General features: G+C 43.5%; 17 protein-coding genes. 11 read left to right on the forward strand and 6 right to left on the reverse strand.

The features are described 5' to 3' along the window. Window positions 1-18 precede the first annotated feature (18 nt). From V7K49_RS20390 to V7K49_RS20400, 3 genes are all read left to right on the forward strand, one after another. Window positions 19-1,917: a TonB-dependent siderophore receptor gene (locus tag V7K49_RS20390; protein WP_335207160.1), complete on the forward strand. Its 1,899-nt coding sequence runs from the start codon at window positions 19-21 to the stop codon at window positions 1,915-1,917. Window positions 1,918-2,328: 411 nt separating this feature from the next. Continuing rightward, window positions 2,329-2,568: a helix-turn-helix transcriptional regulator gene (locus V7K49_RS20395; protein ID WP_335207161.1), complete on the forward strand. Its 240-nt coding sequence runs from the start codon at window positions 2,329-2,331 to the stop codon at window positions 2,566-2,568. 141 nt (window positions 2,569-2,709) lie between these two features. Continuing rightward, window positions 2,710-3,582: a PepSY-associated TM helix domain-containing protein gene (locus V7K49_RS20400; protein WP_335207162.1), complete on the forward strand. Its 873-nt coding sequence runs from the start codon at window positions 2,710-2,712 to the stop codon at window positions 3,580-3,582. A 175-nt stretch (window positions 3,583-3,757) separates the two neighbouring features. Here V7K49_RS20400 and psbA read toward each other — a convergent pair whose 3' ends face one another. Together psbA and V7K49_RS20410 are read right to left on the reverse strand one after the other, a co-directional pair. Continuing rightward, window positions 3,758-4,840: a photosystem II q(b) protein gene (gene psbA, locus V7K49_RS20405; protein ID WP_334873457.1), complete on the reverse strand. Its 1,083-nt coding sequence runs from the start codon at window positions 4,838-4,840 to the stop codon at window positions 3,758-3,760. Between the two features lie 343 nt (window positions 4,841-5,183). Then, complete coding sequence (locus V7K49_RS20410) at window positions 5,184-6,683, reverse strand: MBOAT family O-acyltransferase (RefSeq protein ID WP_334873459.1); 1,500 nt, start codon at window positions 6,681-6,683, stop codon at window positions 5,184-5,186. A gap of 7 nt (window positions 6,684-6,690) precedes the next feature. On the opposite strand from V7K49_RS20410, the gene V7K49_RS20415 reads away from it, so the two are divergent. Next, window positions 6,691-6,978, forward strand: coding sequence for a hypothetical protein (locus tag V7K49_RS20415; RefSeq protein WP_335207123.1), 288 nt, complete (start codon window positions 6,691-6,693; stop codon window positions 6,976-6,978). Here V7K49_RS20415 and V7K49_RS20420 read toward each other — a convergent pair. After that, entirely contained in the window at window positions 6,944-9,955 is a 3,012-nt protein-coding gene (locus tag V7K49_RS20420) for a DUF1574 family protein (RefSeq protein WP_335207124.1), read from the reverse strand. The genes V7K49_RS20415 and V7K49_RS20420 overlap by 35 nt on opposite strands. Window positions 9,956-10,438: 483 nt before the next feature. Here V7K49_RS20420 and V7K49_RS20425 point away from each other — a divergent pair, with 483 nt between their 5' ends. The 4 genes from V7K49_RS20425 (at window position 10,439) to V7K49_RS20440 (ending at window position 14,833) form a co-directional block, all read left to right on the forward strand. Further along, window positions 10,439-10,675, forward strand: a complete 237-nt coding sequence (locus V7K49_RS20425; protein WP_335023992.1) for a hypothetical protein — start codon at window positions 10,439-10,441, stop codon at window positions 10,673-10,675. 102 nt (window positions 10,676-10,777) lie between these two features. Further along, window positions 10,778-13,864, forward strand: a complete 3,087-nt coding sequence (gene ppc / locus V7K49_RS20430) for a phosphoenolpyruvate carboxylase (protein WP_335207125.1) — start codon at window positions 10,778-10,780, stop codon at window positions 13,862-13,864. Window positions 13,865-14,111: 247 nt separating this feature from the next. Next, window positions 14,112-14,366 (forward strand): hypothetical protein, encoded by a 255-nt coding sequence (locus V7K49_RS20435; protein WP_273767617.1) that lies wholly within the window; start codon window positions 14,112-14,114, stop codon window positions 14,364-14,366. Window positions 14,367-14,527: 161 nt separating this feature from the next. Next, window positions 14,528-14,833, forward strand: coding sequence for a small RNA NsiR4-regulated ssr1528 family protein (locus V7K49_RS20440; protein ID WP_273769491.1), 306 nt, complete (start codon window positions 14,528-14,530; stop codon window positions 14,831-14,833). A 610-nt stretch (window positions 14,834-15,443) separates the two neighbouring features. On the opposite strand, the gene V7K49_RS20445 is transcribed toward V7K49_RS20440, so the two are convergent. Continuing rightward, window positions 15,444-16,181, reverse strand: a complete 738-nt coding sequence (locus tag V7K49_RS20445) for a ferritin-like domain-containing protein (RefSeq protein WP_335207127.1) — start codon at window positions 16,179-16,181, stop codon at window positions 15,444-15,446. A gap of 228 nt (window positions 16,182-16,409) precedes the next feature. On the opposite strand from V7K49_RS20445, the gene V7K49_RS20450 reads away from it, so the two are divergent. From V7K49_RS20450 to V7K49_RS20460, 3 genes are all read left to right on the forward strand, one after another. Next, on the forward strand, window positions 16,410-16,889 hold the full coding sequence (locus V7K49_RS20450) for a YbjN domain-containing protein (protein WP_334873471.1): 480 nt from the start codon (window positions 16,410-16,412) through the stop codon (window positions 16,887-16,889). A 137-nt stretch (window positions 16,890-17,026) separates the two neighbouring features. After that, window positions 17,027-17,719, forward strand: coding sequence for a lipoate--protein ligase family protein (locus tag V7K49_RS20455; protein ID WP_335207163.1), 693 nt, complete (start codon window positions 17,027-17,029; stop codon window positions 17,717-17,719). A gap of 28 nt (window positions 17,720-17,747) precedes the next feature. Beyond that, window positions 17,748-18,467, forward strand: a complete 720-nt coding sequence (locus V7K49_RS20460) for a peptidase E (protein WP_335207129.1) — start codon at window positions 17,748-17,750, stop codon at window positions 18,465-18,467. Here the strand turns inward: V7K49_RS20460 and V7K49_RS20465 are convergent. Then, window positions 18,464-18,871: an HD domain-containing protein gene (locus V7K49_RS20465; RefSeq protein WP_335207131.1), complete on the reverse strand. Its 408-nt coding sequence runs from the start codon at window positions 18,869-18,871 to the stop codon at window positions 18,464-18,466. The two genes, V7K49_RS20460 and V7K49_RS20465, sit on opposite strands and share 4 nt — an antisense overlap. Further along, a complete protein-coding gene (locus V7K49_RS20470; RefSeq protein ID WP_335207132.1) occupies window positions 18,831-19,214 on the reverse strand; it encodes an HD domain-containing protein in 384 nt (127 codons plus the stop codon). Before V7K49_RS20470 ends, V7K49_RS20465 begins: the two co-directional genes overlap by 41 nt. Window positions 19,215-19,440: the final 226 nt, after the last annotated feature.

Consider the following 19,440-nt stretch of genomic DNA (forward strand, 5'->3'; position numbering starts at 1 on the left):
GATACACCTTTACGTGATATTCCCCAATCGATTCAGGTAGTTCCTCAGCAGGTAATCAAAGATCAGGGAATCACGCGGATTAATGATGCTGTTCGTAATGTGTCTGGTACAAGCTTTGGAACAGGCTATGGCAATTCCGAAAACGGTGTCAACATTCGTGGTTTTTCTGGCAACGCTTTAAAAGATGGATTTACCACTGGGTCTATCTTCACCAATGCCACCAATATTGAGCAGGTAGAGGTACTCAAAGGTCCGGCTTCAGTGCTATATGGAGAGGTGGAACCGGGTGGAGTGATCAATTATGTCACGAAAAAACCTTTGAGCAACCCCTATTATGCTGCTAATTTCACTGCTGGAAGCTACAACTATTACAATGGGGCGATTGATTTGTCTGGGCCGCTGACAACGGATAAAAAGTTGTTGTATCGGTTGAATGTTTCTTACGAGGATTCCGATAGCTTTCGGGATTTCGTTTTCAACAAGGTTTTCTTTATCTCTCCTGCGTTTACTTACAAAATCAGCGATACAACAACCCTGGATTTCGCCTATGAGTATCAAAACTTTAACTCCAACTTTGATCGCGGCTTTGCTAACGACCCTAGATCGTTTAATCTGCCGATCAATCTTTCTTTAAATGATTACAACAATGCCGATCAAGACACTGAAAGCCATCAAATCGATTTAACGCTCAACCATCAGTTTAATGATCATCTCCGGCTCAGGAGTCGGTTTGAGGCAAAGTTTGAACATTATTACAGTACTGTGGTCAATGAATATGCTTTTGCCGAAGATGGTCGAACAATATTGCGAGGCTTCTACGGTGGTGATTCTAATTCCACCAACCTGGCTCTGCAAACTGATTTAATTGCTAAATTTAAAACTGGTTCTATTGAGCATCAACTGTTAGCAGGATTGGAATGGAAACCAAGTTTTGGTGATGATATAGGCTTTGGTACTGATGAGGGATATCCGTCGATAGACATTTACAATCCCACCTATGGCTTCCCCTTCCCTGCGGTTATTACGTCGCATAGTAACAGTAACACTGATACTGTCGGAATTGCCTTGCAAGACCAAGTGACATTGCTGCCAAATCTCAAGTTGCTTGTAGGTGGCAGATATGACTTTGTTAGCACAAGCAGTGAAAGTATTTCTGATATCACTATCCCTGGCGAACCGCAAAAGTCCAGTTCTGACTCTGGGGCTTTTTCCCCGCGTGTAGGCATTGTTTATCAACCCATCGAACCGATTTCGCTGTACGCCAGCTATAGTCGCTCCTTTACACCCAACTTAGGAACTCAAAAAGCAGACCTGACGCAAATAGAACCTTCTCGTGGAACAGGGTATGAAGTTGGTGTCAAAGCTGAACTTTTTGATGGACGGCTGATAACATCACTAGCAGCCTATGACATTGCCAAAACAAACATCCCCACCACAGACCCTGATAATCCTCAATACTCAATCGCTTTGGGAGAAGTCAAAAGCCGAGGAATTGAATTCGATATTGCCGGAGAAATCTCACCTGGTTGGAAAGTCATTGCTTCTGCGTATCTCAATGATACCTATACTAGCAAAGACAGCAATCCGACAATCATAGGCGGGGCTTTGCCAGCTATTCCTAGTCAGGGTGCAAGTCTGTGGACAACCTACGAGATTCAAAAGGGTAGTTTGAAAGGCTTAAGTTTTGGAGGAGGTATATTTTATGTGGGCGATAGGGTTAATGATTACTTTGACCCGATTATCACCCTTCCTTCTTATGTCAGAACTGATGCTGTCATTTCTTATAAACGTGATAATTGGCGAGCTGCACTTAATTTCAAGAATATCTTTAATGTCAGATATTACGAAACCAATTGGCCTCTTATCTTCCCCCAAGCACCATTTACCTTACAGGGCACAATTTCTGTGGAGTTTTAATTCCATCCTTATGCTGATTCAGACTAATTTCCATATCGACTTTTTCACAAGAACAGTGGCCGGATTGGCGTCGGTTAATTTCCGGCTTCAAAATTAAGTGGAATGCTCATCCCAAGCGGGTTAACTTTGATCTTCACAAAGTTGCTGGCGCGATCGCAGCAGAAACCATCAGTCATCGCACAGATGTAATATAGCAATCCTATCTGATTTCGTTCAAATTTGTGGTGTCCAGATCCCCGACTTCTTAGAGAAGTCGGGGATCTAACTTTTCACGAGTGATTTAGGATTGCTATATATTAAGGGCGATCGCTTTATTTCCGTCCCAATGAAATTCAACGTTTATATCACGCCAAAGCTATTTTAAATCAAACGCTCCACAATCCACCCTCTCTATTAAATCTAGCCAAAGAAATCGGACTCAATGACTTTAAGCTCAAGCGGGGATTTAGAGAAGTTTTTGGGACTACAGTGTTGGGATATGTGCAATCTTTGCGGCTAGAGCAAGCACAACGGCTACTGCGAGACACTAATTTCACAGTTGCAGAAATTGCTTCTCAAGTAGGGTACGAGAGTATAGGTCATTTTAAGTATCTATTTAAGCGGCAATTTGTTATCACTCCTAAAGAATATCGTCAGCAAAAATATTTATAGCAAAAAATACATCCCGATTCCGTCTTAAAAAATCCGGTTTCAGTATCTATGCGCTCGCTCAAATTTCGGTATTCTCTTAAACAGAGTTATTTAAAAATAATTCTCAAATAATCGACTCTGTTGTGAAAAATCTGGTTGGGTGTGTGGAGTGATGAAACTGGTGCGATCGCTTCTCAAGGGGAACAACTACCCATCGAAACTGTTGTTAACACTGTCAAAAAAGCCTATGCCAACCAACCAGATGCAACTATTCAACGGTATTACCCGCCCACAAAACCAGATCAGTCAATAAAGGTTATCCTCAAAACCAAAGAAAGTGATTGGCTGCCAATCTACGTCAACCCCTATACAGGGGTAATCCTCAACCCCAACTCCCAGCCAAGCTTGCTCCAAAAGATATTTTTGGACATTATCTATCCACTCCATTACACGCTTTTAAGTGGTGATATTGGCACCAAGTTTGTGGGCATTGTTGGATTGCTGTTCACAATCTTGAGCATTACAGGCATTATCCTATGGCCTGGTTGGCGCAAGTTGATTGCTGGCTTCAAAATTAAGTGGAACGCCCACCCCAAGCGAGTGAACTTTGATGTTCACAAAGTGGCTGGTGTAATTACAGGTGTATTTTTAGTCTTTACCTTTTTCACGGGGTTTTGCTGGAATTTCTCTGAATTTGTCAACCCGATGATCTACGCTATCACCTTCAGCAACCCTCAGCAGAATCCAGCAGTATCTATGCCCATTGCAGCTAAGTTGCCGCAAGGACTAAAAGACCAGTTAAAAATCGCTCAAGCTGCCTTACCCAATGCATCACTTGGGTTGATCTCCTTTCCAGATAAACCAGAAGACAGTTTTGGGTTTAGCTTTGATCTTGGGGATGTTTCTTTTGACCAGCATAGTGGTAAGGTTCAGGTGTCTACGATGGCGACTGCTTCATTAGGCGATCGCATATTGAATTCCTTTAACGATTTGCACTATGGCACTTTCTGGGGACTTCCATCCCGTATTTTCTAGATGTTTGTCGGATTTGCACCGTTGATTTTATTTATTACTGGTTTTCTGATGTGGAAGCATCGTTATCGGACAAAATCTCCTACAGAATTTATTAAACAGTCCCTTTTAAGGTAATTACAACTAAAAAGCGCCCCCCATTTCTGGAGGGCGCTTCTTATTTAGCTAATCTTTAGAATTAACCGTTGATAGCAGGAGCCGTCATTGCTACAGGAGTAACTTCACCAGTAGCTAAGTCTAGGGGGAAGTTGTGAGCATTGCGCTCGTGCATTACTTCCATACCCAAGTTAGCGCGGTTGATTACGTCTGCCCAGGTGCTGATGACGCGACCTTGAGAGTCAATGATTGACTGGTTGAAGTTGAAACCGTTCAAGTTGAACGCCATTGTGCTGATACCCAAAGCGGTAAACCAGATACCAATGACAGGCCAAGCTGCGAGCAAGAAGTGCAATTGACGGCTGTTTTGGAATGATGCGTATTGGAAAATTAAACGACCGAAGTAGCCGTGGGCTGCAACGATGTTGTAGGTTTCTTCTTCTTGACCGAACTTGTAACCGTAGTTTAATGATTCGGTTTCGGTGGTTTCACGCACCAAGGAAGAAGTTACTAGAGAACCGTGCATTGCAGAGAACAAGGAACCGCCGAATACACCAGCCACACCTAACATGTGGAAGGGGTGCATCAAGATGTTATGTTCTGCTTGGAACACAATCATGAAGTTGAAGGTTCCAGAGATACCCAAAGGCATACCATCAGAGAAAGAACCTTGACCGATGGGGTAGATCAAGAATACTGCGGTAGCGGAAGCCAAAGGTGCGCTGTAAGCTACGCAGATCCAAGGACGCATACCTAAACGGTAAGAAAGTTCCCACTGACGACCCAGGTAGGTAGCGCAACCGATCAAGAAGTGGAAAACTACCAATTGGTAAGGACCACCGTTGTACAACCACTCATCTAAGGAAGCAGCTTCCCAGATTGGGTAGAAGTGCAGGCCGATGGCGTTTGAAGAAGGAACAACTGCACCAGAAATGATGTTGTTTCCGTAGATCAAAGAGCCTGCAACTGGTTCGCGGATACCATCAATGTCTACAGGAGGAGCAGCGATGAAGGCAATTACGAAGCAGGTGGTAGCAGCTAGCAGGGTTGGAATCATCAATACACCGAACCAACCGACATAAATACGGTTGTCAGTGCTGGTGATCCACTCGCAAAAGCGATCCCATACGTTAGCGTCAGAGCGCCGTTGTAAGGTTGTGGTCATGGTTTTATAAGTGCTATGGGTTGTTAAATATGGAACAAGCGAACTCATTTTCGCCTATTAAATTTCAGTCTAGATGAATTTACTTTGATCCGATCTGTGGCTTAATATTCTTTAACAATCTCATCGAATTTCCTAATATAAATAATAGTGATAAAAGTAATGGATTGAGGCTTTGTAAGCGATTTCAACACTAACCTAGCTATAACTTTCAATGATGTGATCGCCTAGTTAATTGTCTTTACATTCCTTTACAAATAATCTGTTGAAAAAATTTTAAGTTTTGTTGATTTGTCACGAAATAATAAGTTGTAGATTGTCTTATGTTTCTATTGATTGTAGAAACTTAAAAATCAAAGTAGATGTAGGGCAAACTGCCTTCAGGAGCTAATAACCAAACAGCGTAGAAACATAGGGGGACGAAGACAAGTTTAAGGGGCCAATTAAACTCTAACTTCAGCATCCGGTTGAAGGCATAGACTACAGCCATAAGGGCAGCTAAAGCTAGAAGTACCCAAGTGAGTTGGTATTGGCTCATATTTAAGGCTTCTACATAGACCTTTTCAGCAAACTGGGCGTCAGCTGGATAACCCCAAAGATGTCGAATTACCAAAGAAGAGTCTTGGAGATTAGGTAAGCGGAACCAGATCCAAGAGGTAAAAACCATCAGTTGGGTTAATAACCAAGCGACAAAGATACCCAGAGGATTTTGCCAAAATTGTTCTAGATTTTCAAAGCGATGGCTCATCGTATCTGTAAGTCGATGAACCACCAAGGCTAACCCGTGGAATATACCCCAAACTACATAACCCAAGGCAGCACCGTGCCAGATACCAGCGATTAGCATCACAATAAATAAATTCCAGCAGGTACGGACTAAACCTCGACGCGAACCACCCAAAGGAAAGTAGACATAGTTACGTAGCCAATCTCCTAGAGTCATATGCCAGCGCCGCCAAAATTCTCCAATATTGGTGCTGAAGTAGGGAAAGTCAAAATTCTCAGGCAGAACCAAGCCGAAAAGCAAAGCACTACCACGGGCAATGTCTACGTAACCGTTGAAATCTAGATATAATTGCAAGCCGTAGGCGAATGTAGCTAACCAGAGATCGGTACTACCCGCCCGTTGTAAATTACCAAAACATAAATCAACGAAAATTCCCAGGTGGTCTGCCAAAATACCTTTTTTGACTGCGCCCCTAGCAATTAACCACAGCGCCTCAGATACTCTATCGGCACTGGGGAAGGCTAGGGTATTGAATTGATTTGCTAAGTTGTGGTAGCGCGTAATCGGGCCGGAAATCAGTTTGGCGAAGAATAATTTGTAGGTGGCAAATTTGAGAAACTGCTCAGTCGCAGGAGCACCACGATAGACATCTATTAAATAAGCAATGCATTCAAAGGTAAAAAATGAAATTCCCAAGGGTGCAATCAATTTAAAAGTGCTATCTGGTGAATTTGTTTGCACATGAAAAACAAACTTGAATAAAGGAGTAAAATACTTAAAGGCTAATAACAGTAAAACATTTAGAGTTATCCCCAGCCACAAAAGTTTTAGACGACGACGATTCCAATCACCTTGGGCAAATTGCCACTCTTCATTAGAAATTTGCCAGTCAAGAGAATGTTTTCCTGGTGATGTGTTTTTCCCAATCTCCAGCCCCACACGGAAATTAATAAACGTCAATGCTAATAGTAATGGGATGTACTGGATGTGCAAAGATGCATAAAAAACTAAACTGGCAATTAGCAGCGTCCACAATCGCAATTTCTGTTGTGCTAAAGACCAGTAAATTCCTAACACACTCAGCAAGAACAGCCCATAAAAAATTGATATAAAGTTCATTTGTTATTTGTTATGGGGCATTGGGCATTGGGCATTGGGCATCTCGACTTGCTTCGACTGCGCTCAGCACAAGTCGCTCGATGGAGCCGGTGTAGTTGGCGCAGCCTCTCCAAGAGTTGTATTGGATATTGGGCATTGGGCATTGGGCATTGGGCATTGGGCATTGGGCATTGGGCATTGGGCATTGGGCATTGGGCATTGGGCATTGGGCTATTGGGCATTGGGCATTTGGTTATTTCCCCCCCTGCCCTCTCACCTCCCTACTTCGCTGGCCAAGGAATCATTGGATCATTAGCCAGCTTTTTGGAGACTTCGTATGCTCCAAAGCGGTTGAGGTGGCTGGGATCAGAAAAGTAGTCATTTGCTTTTGACCACTGTTGGCTCAAATCACGATAAATAAAGTTGGGATTAGTAGCCAAATGCAACATATATTGCTGAAATTCTTGCTCATATTGTGTACGCACTGGATCTAAATAATCTTCCGTGAGAGGCATGTTGACAAACACTAAGGAAATTTTCTGAGACTGGGTAAACTGAAGTACTTCTTGAAAGGCAGCATCTTGCTCTCCTTCTACTTGGAAAGATTTATAGTCGTTGTCGTAATTTCCGGGAACTCTAGAATGTTTTTGATAGTATCTAGCAGGATTGAAACGAATAGACAAAGGTAGAAAGCCATCAAAATCAACTGCTTGCTGGGAAGTACTTTCATCTGAAGTACCATCTGTTAGCTGTTTTTGTGATGTAACTGTCTGATTGCGACCAAGCATGAGCAGTTGTTTTTGTAGTAAACTTTTAATTTGGTCGCGGTTTTGGTAGCTAGCAGAAAGAGATGCTAGAGCCTGATTTAACGAATGATTGACAGCTTCATAGGTGCTAATCTCCTGTTTTTCTTCTTTTATCTTTTGTTCTCCCGAACTTACCTGATTTTCGGGCGAATCATTGCTATTGGCAGTTGTTGGCGCTTTTTGGAATGCTTGTTTATAACCAGCTGATGCAGCGATGGATTTAAAGGTAATATCCTCACGTCCACCGTTAAAAGCACGCGCCCCATCTGCCCAGATAATTATTTTAGGCAGTTCTGATGGTTCCAGTACGTGGCGAATCACAAAGTCTACAACTTGTGCGGTAGCACCGTTGATCCCAAAGTTAAACACGTCAAGATTTGGATAGCCCTGAGTCGCTAAAGCTTTAGAAAGTGCTGCCGGATCTATTCCCCTGAGGGCGCGGGAGGAGCCAATAATCAACACATTTGGCGGACTACCAGTTCTAGCCAAACGCTGTTTATACAGTGCTAGTTGCTCGTCTAACTGCCTGACATTGAAACTTGGCATCTGCGATCGCGCTGCTAAAAGAATAGCTGTTGCAGTTGCCTTTTCCTTCAGTGGTGCGGCTGCCAAATTCTTTGTCGGGGGATCATCACTTTGAGTAAATTCAGAAGCATTAAATACAGAACTTTGATTTGGAGGAGATTTTATCTTGGAAGTGCTGGTAAAAAATGTCGTTTTCTGACTCTGAGTTTTCCCAGTTGTCAAAGATGCCTTTTGCCCAGAAGATGATGAAGGCAAGACACTAGCGACTTTTGGCGTCAGCGTAGTCCGGGCAATAATTTGACCCAACATCCAATCAGTTTGGAGGGTAAGTAATAATCCCAGTGTCCCCCAAACTAGAGCAATCTTAAGTCCTTGAACATCAGGTTTATGTTCCGCTGACTGCTGGCTTTCAGTAAATAGCTGGCTTTTCAACAGGAATTTTTTCGCTGTTGCACTCGCCGTCACCATCCAATCTCGCGCTACTTCTGTGACAAAACTTTGAACTTCTTCTGTGGTTAAGTTGGGGCGCAAAATTGGTTCATTAGTCTCAGAGGTTACCAGATCGCTAACGTATTTAGAAGTAGCAGCAAATTCTGGGGTTGCTTCTGGGACTAAACGTTGGCGATGCTCAAGATCAACGCCATAGCTCCAAAAAGGTTCTTTATTCCCAGCCCGGCGACCGTAGACACGTACCCCCATAATACCGGGAATTTTTAACTGGCGGATAAACTCCGTAACTTTGTTTGCTACTTGTTGACGCCCTGGACAAACAGGTGCATCACACATGATGTGCAATAAATCATTTTTGTTCAGCAGGAGGACGCGAATTCCACCTGTCAATAGCCGCCAATCCAGGTCAGGATTGAGTAAGCGCTCCAGTAAAAAAATGATCGCTGGTTGATCGCCAGTATTCGCCAAATCTAGCGGCGATGTGGCAAAGACGGAATGCTTTGCAGCGGGTAAAGCCAGCCAATCAATCCAAGTGGGTTGATTGTCGCCTGCTTTTTGTCCGTATACGGTAGCGGCAAGAATGCCTTGGGGAGCGATCGCTTCTAGCTGAGGTAAAATCGCCTCTAAGCACACTACCTTGTCGGGGATTGGGGCAGTTCCTAAGGGATCAAAAGCTGGGGTACAAAAGATATGTAGGGTTGATTCTTTAACAGAAGTTTGGATAGCAACTTTTAAGCTTGACAATACCTCAGTTAATAATCGAGCGATCGCTTGGACATCCCCCCAACGCGCCCACTCCTTAAGCATCACCTCTGGTGGCGTCAAATCCACCCGCAGCAGCCAATCAGGGGCTGTTTCGCCGCTTACCTGAGAGACAATTATTGCATCTTGGTAGCCGGAAAGCTTGAGATAACGCAACTTCTGCGCTATTGGTTCAGCAAGCAACGATGCATCAGGGCTATAGCTCGACTGGCAAAATATCCATAGGCGATTTTCTTCCGGCTGAGAGTTCTTTGACTTATATGGCTTAATCTTTACTCGTACTGATACGCCTAATATACTTAAGGTCTCACTAAGATACCGAGCAATGGCTTCTGGGTTACCTTGGCGTGCCAAACTTTCGTTAGAGACAATCAGCGCCCCACCCGATTGTTTTGATTTTTCCGAGTCTACTAGCAGTGCTTGCTGCACCTGCTCCAGATGCTTTTCTATTTGATTCAAGTAAACCCGATGGCACCATTTGGGGCGCTGCTCCCCTTTTCTCCGGCCATAGACAAATACTTGATATATTGAGGGTTGTTCGTTGCTTGTGAGGATATCCAAGTTTGTTTGCTGTAGTGCTTGCAGCAAATCAGACAAAGTACGCCAACGCTGGGGACATTCTGTACCTTCACAAAGAATATGAAGGTCATTTCCCCTTAATCGCACTTTCACCCCGAAAGTGTTGATTCCTGTTGCTTGGCTTACCCATTGCACTAAGGATTGCTGGCGATCTGGTAATACTGTTTTCATCGGAAGTTAACTTTACAGTCAGCGATTGTTGGGGGATAGTGCCTGCACTTGTAAACTAGAACCATAGGTTTATCACACTGTGACGGTTTTTTTAACAATTTTGTTACCTTCGTAGCTTACAAAATCGGACAAGATAGTCTTGTACAGGTTGCGAGTCTGACTAATGTTGAGTTTTGCGTTTATTTTACTAATAGGGAGTCATAAATTAGAAGTTAGGAGTTAGGAGTTAGGGGTTAGGAGCCAGGAGTCAGAATAATTCTATATGACTGCCTGATGACTTGTCCTTTAAAGCTGGACTTGCGTCCCATTGCCCTAACGGCCCTGATGAGCCAAACAAACAACAAGCTTATCTCATTTAAACTCCGTCTTTTGATCATTGGAGTAATCCTAATTCCTGTACAGACGCGATTAATCGCCTCTCTACTCTTAACTCCTAACTTCTAACTCCTTTTTACTCATAATTCCCATAACCAAAAATTAGCAATGCCTTCTGCCAACCAACAGCCCTCACCTAACCCCGCATCCAATCCGGATTTATTTAGCATTCCCCAGTCGTTCCTTTTACAAATAGGTACAGCGTCTATATTACTGTTGCTGATTACAGGAAAAACTACAGTAAGAGCACTAGAAGCCATAGGGGAAGCCAGTGAAGAATTATTTCGAGGCGATCGCCTACCCATTCTCGACTTCCCAGAGGATCACGAAACTGATCAAACTTAAAAAATATACACCAAATAATTATTTGCTCAGGAACAACCGGATGAGCATTAGGTGTAAAACCTAGAAGCGTAAACAGTAATTAGCTTTACAACAATAGAGAATATGGGTTCCCTTTTATACTCTTCGTCTCAAACTGCGGATATATACCCGGTGTCGGAATTATTTTTGCGTCATCGTCTCCAGGTAGTGGAAGAATTGTGGGAGTCAGTTCTCCGGCAAGAATGCGGTCAAAACATGGTAGACTTGTTGCGCCAGTTGCGCGATTTATGTTCACCAGAAGGACAAGCAAGAAATGACCAAGCATCCTCAGCCGTAAAATTGATTGAACAACTAAATATCAACGAAGCAATCCGCGCAGCTCGTGCTTTCGCTCTGTATTTTCAGTTGATTAACATCATAGAGCAGGAATATGAACAACGGCAGCAATTGAGTCGCTATGAGGCAGAAACAGAGGCTATAGTGCCAGAAACAGCATCAAATGTTAACTATTCCTCCAATCAAAGAGAAGATGACGCGCCTGTTAGCAGGGGAATAGCAGCAGAGTTGCTGAGAAAGAGTTATCTAGAAAAAGCGCCAGTCAAACCAAAAGGTACTTTCGCTGCCTTGTTTCCCTATTTATTCAAACTGAATGTACCACCCCAGCAAATTCAACGTCTAATTGCACATCTGGATGTGCGCTTAGTTTTCACAGCGCACCCGACGGAAATTGTTCGTCATACCATCCGAGATAAGCAGCGACAGGTGGTACAACTCTTGCAAAAACTGGATGCCTTGGAAAACCACTCTGGTAGCACACCAGGAGCATATCCTTGGGAAGCAGCAGATGTGCGCGAACAATTGCTCGAAGAAATTCGGCTGTGGTGGCGCACAGACGAACTTCACCAGTTCAAACCCACTGTGCTGGATGAAGTAGATTATGCCCTACACTACTTTCAAGAAGTTTTATTTGATGGCATTCCCCAACTGTATAAACGTTTCAAACACACCCTATCCAACACCTTTCCTTGGCTAGAACCACCGAGTAAAAACTTTTGCTCTTTCGGCTCCTGGGTAGGCTCAGACAGGGATGGGAACCCATCAGTCACACCAGAAATCACCTGGCAGACAGCTTGCTATCAGCGCAAAATGGTGCTGGGGAGATATATTCAGTCAGTGAAAAATCTGATTGAATTATTGAGTGTGTCGATGCACTGGAGTGATGTCTTACCAGATTTGCTGGAATCTCTAGAGTTGGATCAGTCGCAGTTGAGTGAGGTATACGACGCACTGGCGCTGCGTTATCGACAAGAACCGTATCGGCTGAAACTGGCTTATGTACTGAAACGGCTAGAAAATACTCGCGATCGCAATCTAGCTTTGTATAATCGGGAAACGCCAAAAAATCAAGATAGTCCCCTGTATCTTTCCGGAGCCGATTTTTTAGCAGAACTGCGAATGATTCAGCGCAACTTGACAGAAACCGGCTTAAGCTGTCGAGAATTAGAAAATCTGGTCTGTCAGGTAGAAATTTTTGGTTTTAACTTGACAGAGCTAGATATCCGCCAAGAATCATCCCGCCACGCCGATGCACTGAATGAGATCCTAGAATACCTGCAAATATTATCTCAACCTTACAACGAACTATCTGAGGAGCAAAGAGTCGCTTGGCTCACAGGAGAACTGCAAACCCGGCGGCCGTTAATTCCGGCAGAATTGCCATTTTCTGAAAAAACCAACGATGTAATTGAAACCTTTCGCGTTGTGCGATCGCTGCAACAAGAATTTGGTCTCAACATCTGCCAAACTTACATTATCAGCATGTGCCGCGACGTGAGTGACGTGCTGGAAGTACTACTGTTAGCCAAAGAAGCCAGACTTTTTGACCCCGCCATTGCTGTGGGAACTATTCAAGTTGTCCCCCTATTTGAGACAGTAGAAGATTTACAACGCTCCAGAAGCGTCATGCAGAAACTGTTTGAACTCCCGTTATATCGGGCTTTGTTAGCCGGCGGCTACGAACAGACAAAAGCAGAGGATGCCGATGAAAATTCATCCTCCCCTGCCTCCCCTGCCTCCCCTGCCTCTTCCTCCCCTCTCCCCTCTAACTTGCAAGAAGTGATGCTGGGGTATTCTGACAGCAACAAAGACTCTGGTTTTTTAAGCAGCAACTGGGAAATTCATAAAGCTCAAAAATCACTGCAAGAAATAGCAGAAAATTATGATCTAAATTTGCGGATTTTCCACGGACGCGGCGGTTCTGTGGGACGGGGTGGGGGCCCTGCTTACGAGGCGATTTTGGCTCAACCGGGTCATAGTATCAATGGGCGAATTAAAATTACCGAACAAGGAGAAGTTTTGGCTTCTAAATACTCCTTGTTGGACTTGGCTTTGTACCACATGGAAACCATCACCACTGCTGTGATTCAAGCTAGCCTGCTGCGGACAGGGTTTGATGATATTGAACCCTGGAATGAGATTATGGAAGAATTAGCAGCGCGATCGCGTCAACATTATCGGGCCTTAATCTACGAACAGCCTGATTTTGTTGACTTTTTCCACCAAGTAACCCCCATTGAAGAAATTAGTCAGCTACAAATTAGTTCCCGTCCAGCCCGACGCCCATCTGGTAAGAAAGATTTAAGTAGTCTGCGAGCTATTCCTTGGGTATTTAGCTGGACACAAACTCGCTTTTTGCTGCCTTCCTGGTACGGCGTTGGCACAGCTGTGCAAAACTTCTTGAACGAAGAACCAGAAGAACACTTGAAATTGCTACGTTATTTTTACGTTAAATGGCCCTTTTTCAAGATGGTGATTTCTAAGGCCGAGATGACCTTGGCAAAAGTAGACATGCAAATGGCACATCACTACGTCCAAGAATTATCAAAACCAGAAGATCAAGTTCGTTTTGCCAAGGTTTTTGAGCAAATTGCTAGCGAGTTCTATCTTACAAGGGATTTGGTGTTAAAAATCACCGACCACAATCGATTGTTAGATGGTGATCCTGTCTTGCAACGATCTGTGCAGTTACGCAATGGCACAATTGTCCCCTTGGGATTTATCCAAGTTTCCCTACTCAAGCGCCTACGGCAGTCCCAAAATACTACGGCTACTTCTGGAATCATCCACTCTCGTTACAGCAAAGGCGAGTTATTGCGAGGAGCATTGTTAACTATTAATGGGATTGCAGCCGGGATGAGAAATACAGGTTGATTGGGAACGGGGAGCAGGGGGAAAATAACCAATACTTCTCTTGGAGAGGCTGGGCCTAACGGCTTCTCTACGAGACGCTCTTGCGTTCGCTCAGTACAAGTGCCTAATACCCAATACCAATAGACCTCTTGCATAAATGCTTAAATTGTCATGTTGAGCAAAGCGAAACAGAGTAGTGAGATTCTTCTCTCCACTTCGTTTTGCTCAGAATGACATTCCTGATTTTTTGACTTTTGCAAGAGGTCTAATGATTAAAAACAGAATTTTAATTTGCACTTTTTTGGCGCTGTCATCAGGTTTTATTGGTGCTTACACCAGTGGGCAAATTACCATAATGCTGCATAGCCAAAAGTGCCAAAACCAACCTTGGGGTTTTAAGGAGATGTGCAACGCTTGGATGACACCAGGAGCAATATGGCAAGGTAGCACAACAGGACTATGGACAGGCACAGTCTTAGGGGCGTTTGTTGGTGGTTTGGTGACGCGACAAGCTCGTGATTAGTCTGTTGACTACTTAATCAAGATAGAATTCTTACGCAAAGACAAGGCAGCGCGATCTTGGGGTTTCGACTGCCGCGCAAAGAATTGCAATTAATCCTCCGCAGGAAAAAGGTGTCAGCAAGGCTGGTAAAATCTACCTATAGCGAAGAAGAACAAATCACCATGCCTACCGAAACTAACCCAGGAAATAAAACTACCACAGGTGCTGATGCTATTGATGAAGCGATCGCACAAGGAATTGATTTTGATGGTTCTCCGATTCCGCCTGCAAAGCTAGAACTTTATGGTAAAGTCATGGCCCTAGAAGGCAATAGACAGCGCAGTGGCGTATCTAATACTATGCGATCGCGCATTGTGCGAATTGGTGCAAAACACATTCCCCAAGCAGAACTCGACCAATTACTTGTAGATGCTAGTTTCGCACCCCTAAAAGAGAAAGAAATTGCCTTTTTCTATGGCGGCAAATAAATGTTGATGTTTGACAGCAGTTTTCATTTATTTGAACTACATATGTTGTAAGGTCATAGCAATGCTCATTGGTGTCAACTTAACGTTAAAAGGGCGATTATAAACCGCATCTACACAAATAAAACCGGGAGCATCCCACTTTTTTGCATGTCATTGCGAGCGAAACGAAGTGAATCAAAGCAATCGCAAAATCCTCTAAATAAGAGTGAGTTCATGCGATTGCTTGTCTGCGACACGCTGCGCGAACGTCGTTCCTTCTCTCTACGAGACGCTACGCGAACCCAATGACAGTTATTCTCTCGTCGCAAAATAAAAACTGGGATGCACCCAATAAAACCCGCCTACTCGGGTTTTAAAACCTTGATTTCCCGTTAGTCCCCGGAGGCGGACGAGAGTTTGTGTAGCCGCGACTTCCAGTCGCCCTGGCTCTAAGTTTACACGGATGAACAATGCTGTGCCCCTACAGTTTTGTATCAGCTATTTTGTGAAATGGTATAACCCATCAACTCAATTCTTTTCCTCAGACATTCTAATTGGCGATGGCAGCAAGCGATCGCACTTGTCTTCCTGAAAACATATATTAGCCTGCGTTGACTACTAATCGACTATGCTACCACTGATATTTTTCTGGTTTCATTCGCTCCCAGGCAAAATTCATTTTTACCCAAGCATCCCGCCAGTAACTTTTGAAACTATGTCCTCCTGCTCTGAGTGCACGATGATGACCAATCCAGACTAGAATCACTGGTAGATAGTAAAGAACTTGCTGTATAAGATAAGTGAGCTTCCGTAACCATGCAGGGCGGTTTTTGTGCAAAATTGCCAAACGCTCGTATTGAAAACGAATATGCTTTACTTCGTCTCTCAATATTTGTTGACACAACTGCTTTAGAAGTGGGGAATTTGTTGCCTTTTGAATTGCTTTATAATAGACCAGTGCTAGAGTCTCAACCATGATCACGGGAGTTGTCCAAATCTCCATCGTTGGGATTGCATAGCGTATTTTCCGAAACAGTGTGTCGCCCCAGTTACGCTGTAACCGAGGAATTTGGGCAAGGTCAAGAAACCTTCCTAAGTCGCCTCCATGACGTTGTTCTTCTTTGATGAATAGTTCAATCACATCAACATATTTGGGATCTTTGATGTGCTGTGCATAGTTTTTAGCAGCAGCTAGCAAGTGCAACCCATCTGATGTCTCACCCAACTGCCAAGCTGCTAAGGAATCTGTGATAGCACTCTGTTCATCCTCTGTAATTTCTGCACCACGCTTCCAGGCGATCTCTAATCGAAACTCAGCGTTGGCTTTGTAGTAAGTGTACCACTGATCAGATGTTGTGATTGAAGACAAAGTAGGTAACAACTTATGAGGATTCCTTAAAACTGCAATGTGTCTGGCATCGTGTTGTTTTAATGATTCCCAAAACTGACTGTAAACCTCTTAGACTGTAATTGCGATCGCAGCCCCACACTTTGGGCATTTGGAAAGTAGCCGCAAAAGGAAGCTTAAACTAACTGCCTCCACAAGTTATAAAGTATGTGTAGATCAAACAGCGAGTATGTTGAGAAAAAAATCTGTATGACAAGCCATCAAGAAACCCTAACTAGTAACGAATCCGTCAATGAGCTAATCGCCGAGACGACAAGTATTAACCATCTGGAGGTAATTGAAAATGTCATCGACTCTTTGGAACAAGATGACAGTGCGATGGTTAGCCACACTCCAGAGGGTGGTTATCTCTGGAAGTTTAAATATGGAAGTGTGCAAGTATTTGTCCAACTCAACGGCACAAGCGATGAAGACACCATAACGGTTTGGTCTGCGGTGCTAAATTTACCTGCTAAAGATGAACCTAAGTTGATGCGGTATCTTTTGGAGTTGAATTGCTCTAGTACTTTTGAAGCACGTTTTGGTATTATTGAAAACCGAGTGGTTGTGATCTCAACACGCACCTTAGCAGAGTTGTCTCCTGGTGAAGTGTCTCGGCTGATTACCATTGTGGCAACCATCGCTGATAATAACGATGAAGCTTTACAAACTGAATTTGGTGCGACTTGACTAATCGCTTCGCTTCAGTTATGAGTTATGAGTGGTGAGTTCTATAAACTTTTTCATTCAAAACTCCTAACTCCTAACTCTTGAATTCTAAAGTGTGGCGACTAATTCCTTTGCTAGAGGCGGGTGGCAATGTGCAAATGGCAATTGACCACTGGTTACTAGAACAGCACCAGTCTGGAAAGCATCCGCCAACCCTGCGCTTTTATACTTGGTCGCCACCTGCCATTTCTCTAGGCTATCATCAACGCCAATACCCTGAATATTGGCAACATTTAACTTGGCAAGGGCAAAAACTGGATTTAGTGCGGCGTCCTAGCGGTGGACGGGCGGTGCTACACCAAGGTGATTTAACTTACGCTGTAGTCACATCTGGACTGACGGGTAGTCGCCTCCAGGTGTACGAAAAAATTTGTGAGTTTTTGATTCAAGGTTGGCGATCGCTTGATATAGAATTACATTACGGTACGGCTGGGCGAGGTTACATCCACAACCCTAACTGTTTTAGCACCGCTACCAGTGCAGATTTAGTTTTGCCAGATGGTGCCAAACTCATTGGTAGCGCTCAACTGCGACGTGGTGGGGTAATTTTGCAACATGGTTCTATCCGTTTGCAACCGGATGCTGAACTGTTTGCTCAAGTATTTGGTGCAAAATCTTTTACGACTATACAACTGCCTCAAAGTCTGAGTGTGGAAAAAATTATTGCAGCTTTAATTGCCGCAGCTAGTAATTGTTTTGATATGCAGATAGAGGTGAAACCCCTCTCGTCATCTGAGTGGGAAACAATTTTGGCAAAACCGATTTTGGAGGCTGGTTCTCAGATCATTTGATGGGATAGAAATAGAACAGAATTTAAAAATGAGCACAAATTCAGTTTTTAAACAAATCATTGCAATGGGCGGTGGAGGCTTTTCAATGGAACCTGAAAACCCTCTGCTGGATCGATATATCCTGGGATTATGCAAAAAGAAAAGACCGAAGATTTGTTTTATCCCTACAGCAAGTGGTGATTCTGACAAATATATTGTTAGATTCTACTCAGCTTTTGTGCAGCTTCTATGTCAGCCATCTCATTTATCCTTGTTTAACCCGTTTACATCGGACTTTAGGTCTTTTGTTCTTGAGCAGGACATTATTTATGTAGGAGGTGGAAACACTAAAAACCTAATTGCTCTTTGGAAAGAGTGGGGACTTGACCATATTTTGAGAGAAGCTTGGGAAAGTGGCGTTATTCTTTCTGGCTTGAGTGCAGCCTCTATTTGTTGGTTTGAAGAGGGAGTGACGGACTCTATTCCTGGGAACATCACTGTATTACAATGTCTTGGCTTTCTAAAAGGTAGTAACTGTCCTCACTACGACAGTGAGCCAAGAAGAAAACCTGCTTACCATCAACTTTTATCAGCAGGACTTATTGGCTCTGGATATGCTGTAGACGATGGGGTTGCTCTCCATTTTGTTGGAGAGAAATTGGAAAAAGTTGTGAGTTCACGTCAGCAACCCAAAGCCTATAGTCTAGAAAGAGTAGATGAGACGGTTAAGGAAACGATTTTAGAACCTATATATTTGGGAAAAAGCTAATAATTTTCAGCGCGAAAATCTTGAGTAATTAGGGCAGTATCATCTTTAAGATACCCTGCTATCACAAAATCATCAATTACTTGCAAAACAAACGGCCAAAGTTCCGGCGCACCCGTTTCTACAGGTGCTAATCGTTTCATCACCTGATCGCGCCTAATGTCATGAGTACGCAAAGTTCCACCCCCATTTTGCTGATTTTGCAGCAAGGGTTGTATACGGTCTAAGACTGCGGCAAACTTAGCAGTGGTTGTTTCTCCTGCTTCAAACTCATCCCAAAGTAAACGCAACTCCCTACCTTGATCTGCTGGCAAAAGTCTGAATAAGCGCAACGCTGCTTGTGCTTCTCTTACTGCCTTGCTTTCATTACCCTGCACATGCGTAACAGAAGGTGTCACCTGCATCATTTTCTACCAAATCGTGGATTAGCAGCATTTTGATGGCATGGAATATATCAACACCTTCTGGGGCATATTCTGCTAATACAATTGCCATCACTGCTAAATGCCAAGAGTGTTCCGCACTATTTTCCCGGCGTGAACCATCAGTCAGTAGAGTTTGCCGGATCACCTGTTTTAGTCGATCAATCTCGATGATGAACTGAATTTGTTGAGTCAGCCGATTGATTTGCACCTGAATTTCTAGTTTTGTAGGTGATTGTCTCAAAAACTCTAGCGCATGTGCAAGAAATTTTTCTGCATACCAATTAAAAAATGCCTGGGAGTGTTGCCGTGTTTCCACCCCAGGCATCTTTTATTCTTAACTTGCTCCTCACACAAATATAAGATATCACTACATCTATCAAAGGGCAAGTATATCGAGTGACACTTTCTAAACTGCACTACCAATCCAATTTCTAAATACAAATTAAAAAATGCCTGGGAGTGTTGCCGTGTTTCCACCCCAGGCATCTTTTATTCTTAACTTGCTCCTCACACACAAGTATAAGATATCACTACATCTATCAAAAGGCAAG

The sequence above is a fragment of the Nostoc sp. genome (genome assembly GCF_036919675.1).
Lineage (GTDB): Bacteria > Cyanobacteriota > Cyanobacteriia > Cyanobacteriales > Nostocaceae > Nostoc.

Excerpts from the sequence above, each read along its gene's own strand:
- V7K49_RS20450 (WP_334873471.1), top strand. The coding sequence starts at position 16,410 with ATGACAAGCCATCAAGAAACCCTAACTAGTAACGAATCCGTCAATGAG.
- V7K49_RS20425 (WP_335023992.1), top strand. The coding sequence starts at position 10,439 with ATGCCTTCTGCCAACCAACAGCCCTCACCTAACCCCGCATCCAATCCG.
- V7K49_RS20460 (WP_335207129.1), top strand. The coding sequence starts at position 17,748 with ATGAGCACAAATTCAGTTTTTAAACAAATCATTGCAATGGGCGGTGGA.
- V7K49_RS20455 (WP_335207163.1), top strand. The coding sequence starts at position 17,027 with ATGGCAATTGACCACTGGTTACTAGAACAGCACCAGTCTGGAAAGCAT.
- V7K49_RS20440 (WP_273769491.1), top strand. The coding sequence starts at position 14,528 with ATGCCTACCGAAACTAACCCAGGAAATAAAACTACCACAGGTGCTGAT.
- V7K49_RS20435 (WP_273767617.1), top strand. The coding sequence starts at position 14,112 with ATGATTAAAAACAGAATTTTAATTTGCACTTTTTTGGCGCTGTCATCA.
- V7K49_RS20470 (WP_335207132.1), bottom strand. The coding sequence starts at position 19,214 with ATGCCTGGGGTGGAAACACGGCAACACTCCCAGGCATTTTTTAATTGG.
- V7K49_RS20420 (WP_335207124.1), bottom strand. The coding sequence starts at position 9,955 with ATGAAAACAGTATTACCAGATCGCCAGCAATCCTTAGTGCAATGGGTA.
- V7K49_RS20410 (WP_334873459.1), bottom strand. The coding sequence starts at position 6,683 with ATGAACTTTATATCAATTTTTTATGGGCTGTTCTTGCTGAGTGTGTTA.
- ppc (WP_335207125.1), top strand. The coding sequence starts at position 10,778 with ATGGGTTCCCTTTTATACTCTTCGTCTCAAACTGCGGATATATACCCG.
- psbA (WP_334873457.1), bottom strand. The coding sequence starts at position 4,840 with ATGACCACAACCTTACAACGGCGCTCTGACGCTAACGTATGGGATCGC.
- V7K49_RS20465 (WP_335207131.1), bottom strand. The coding sequence starts at position 18,871 with ATGATGCAGGTGACACCTTCTGTTACGCATGTGCAGGGTAATGAAAGC.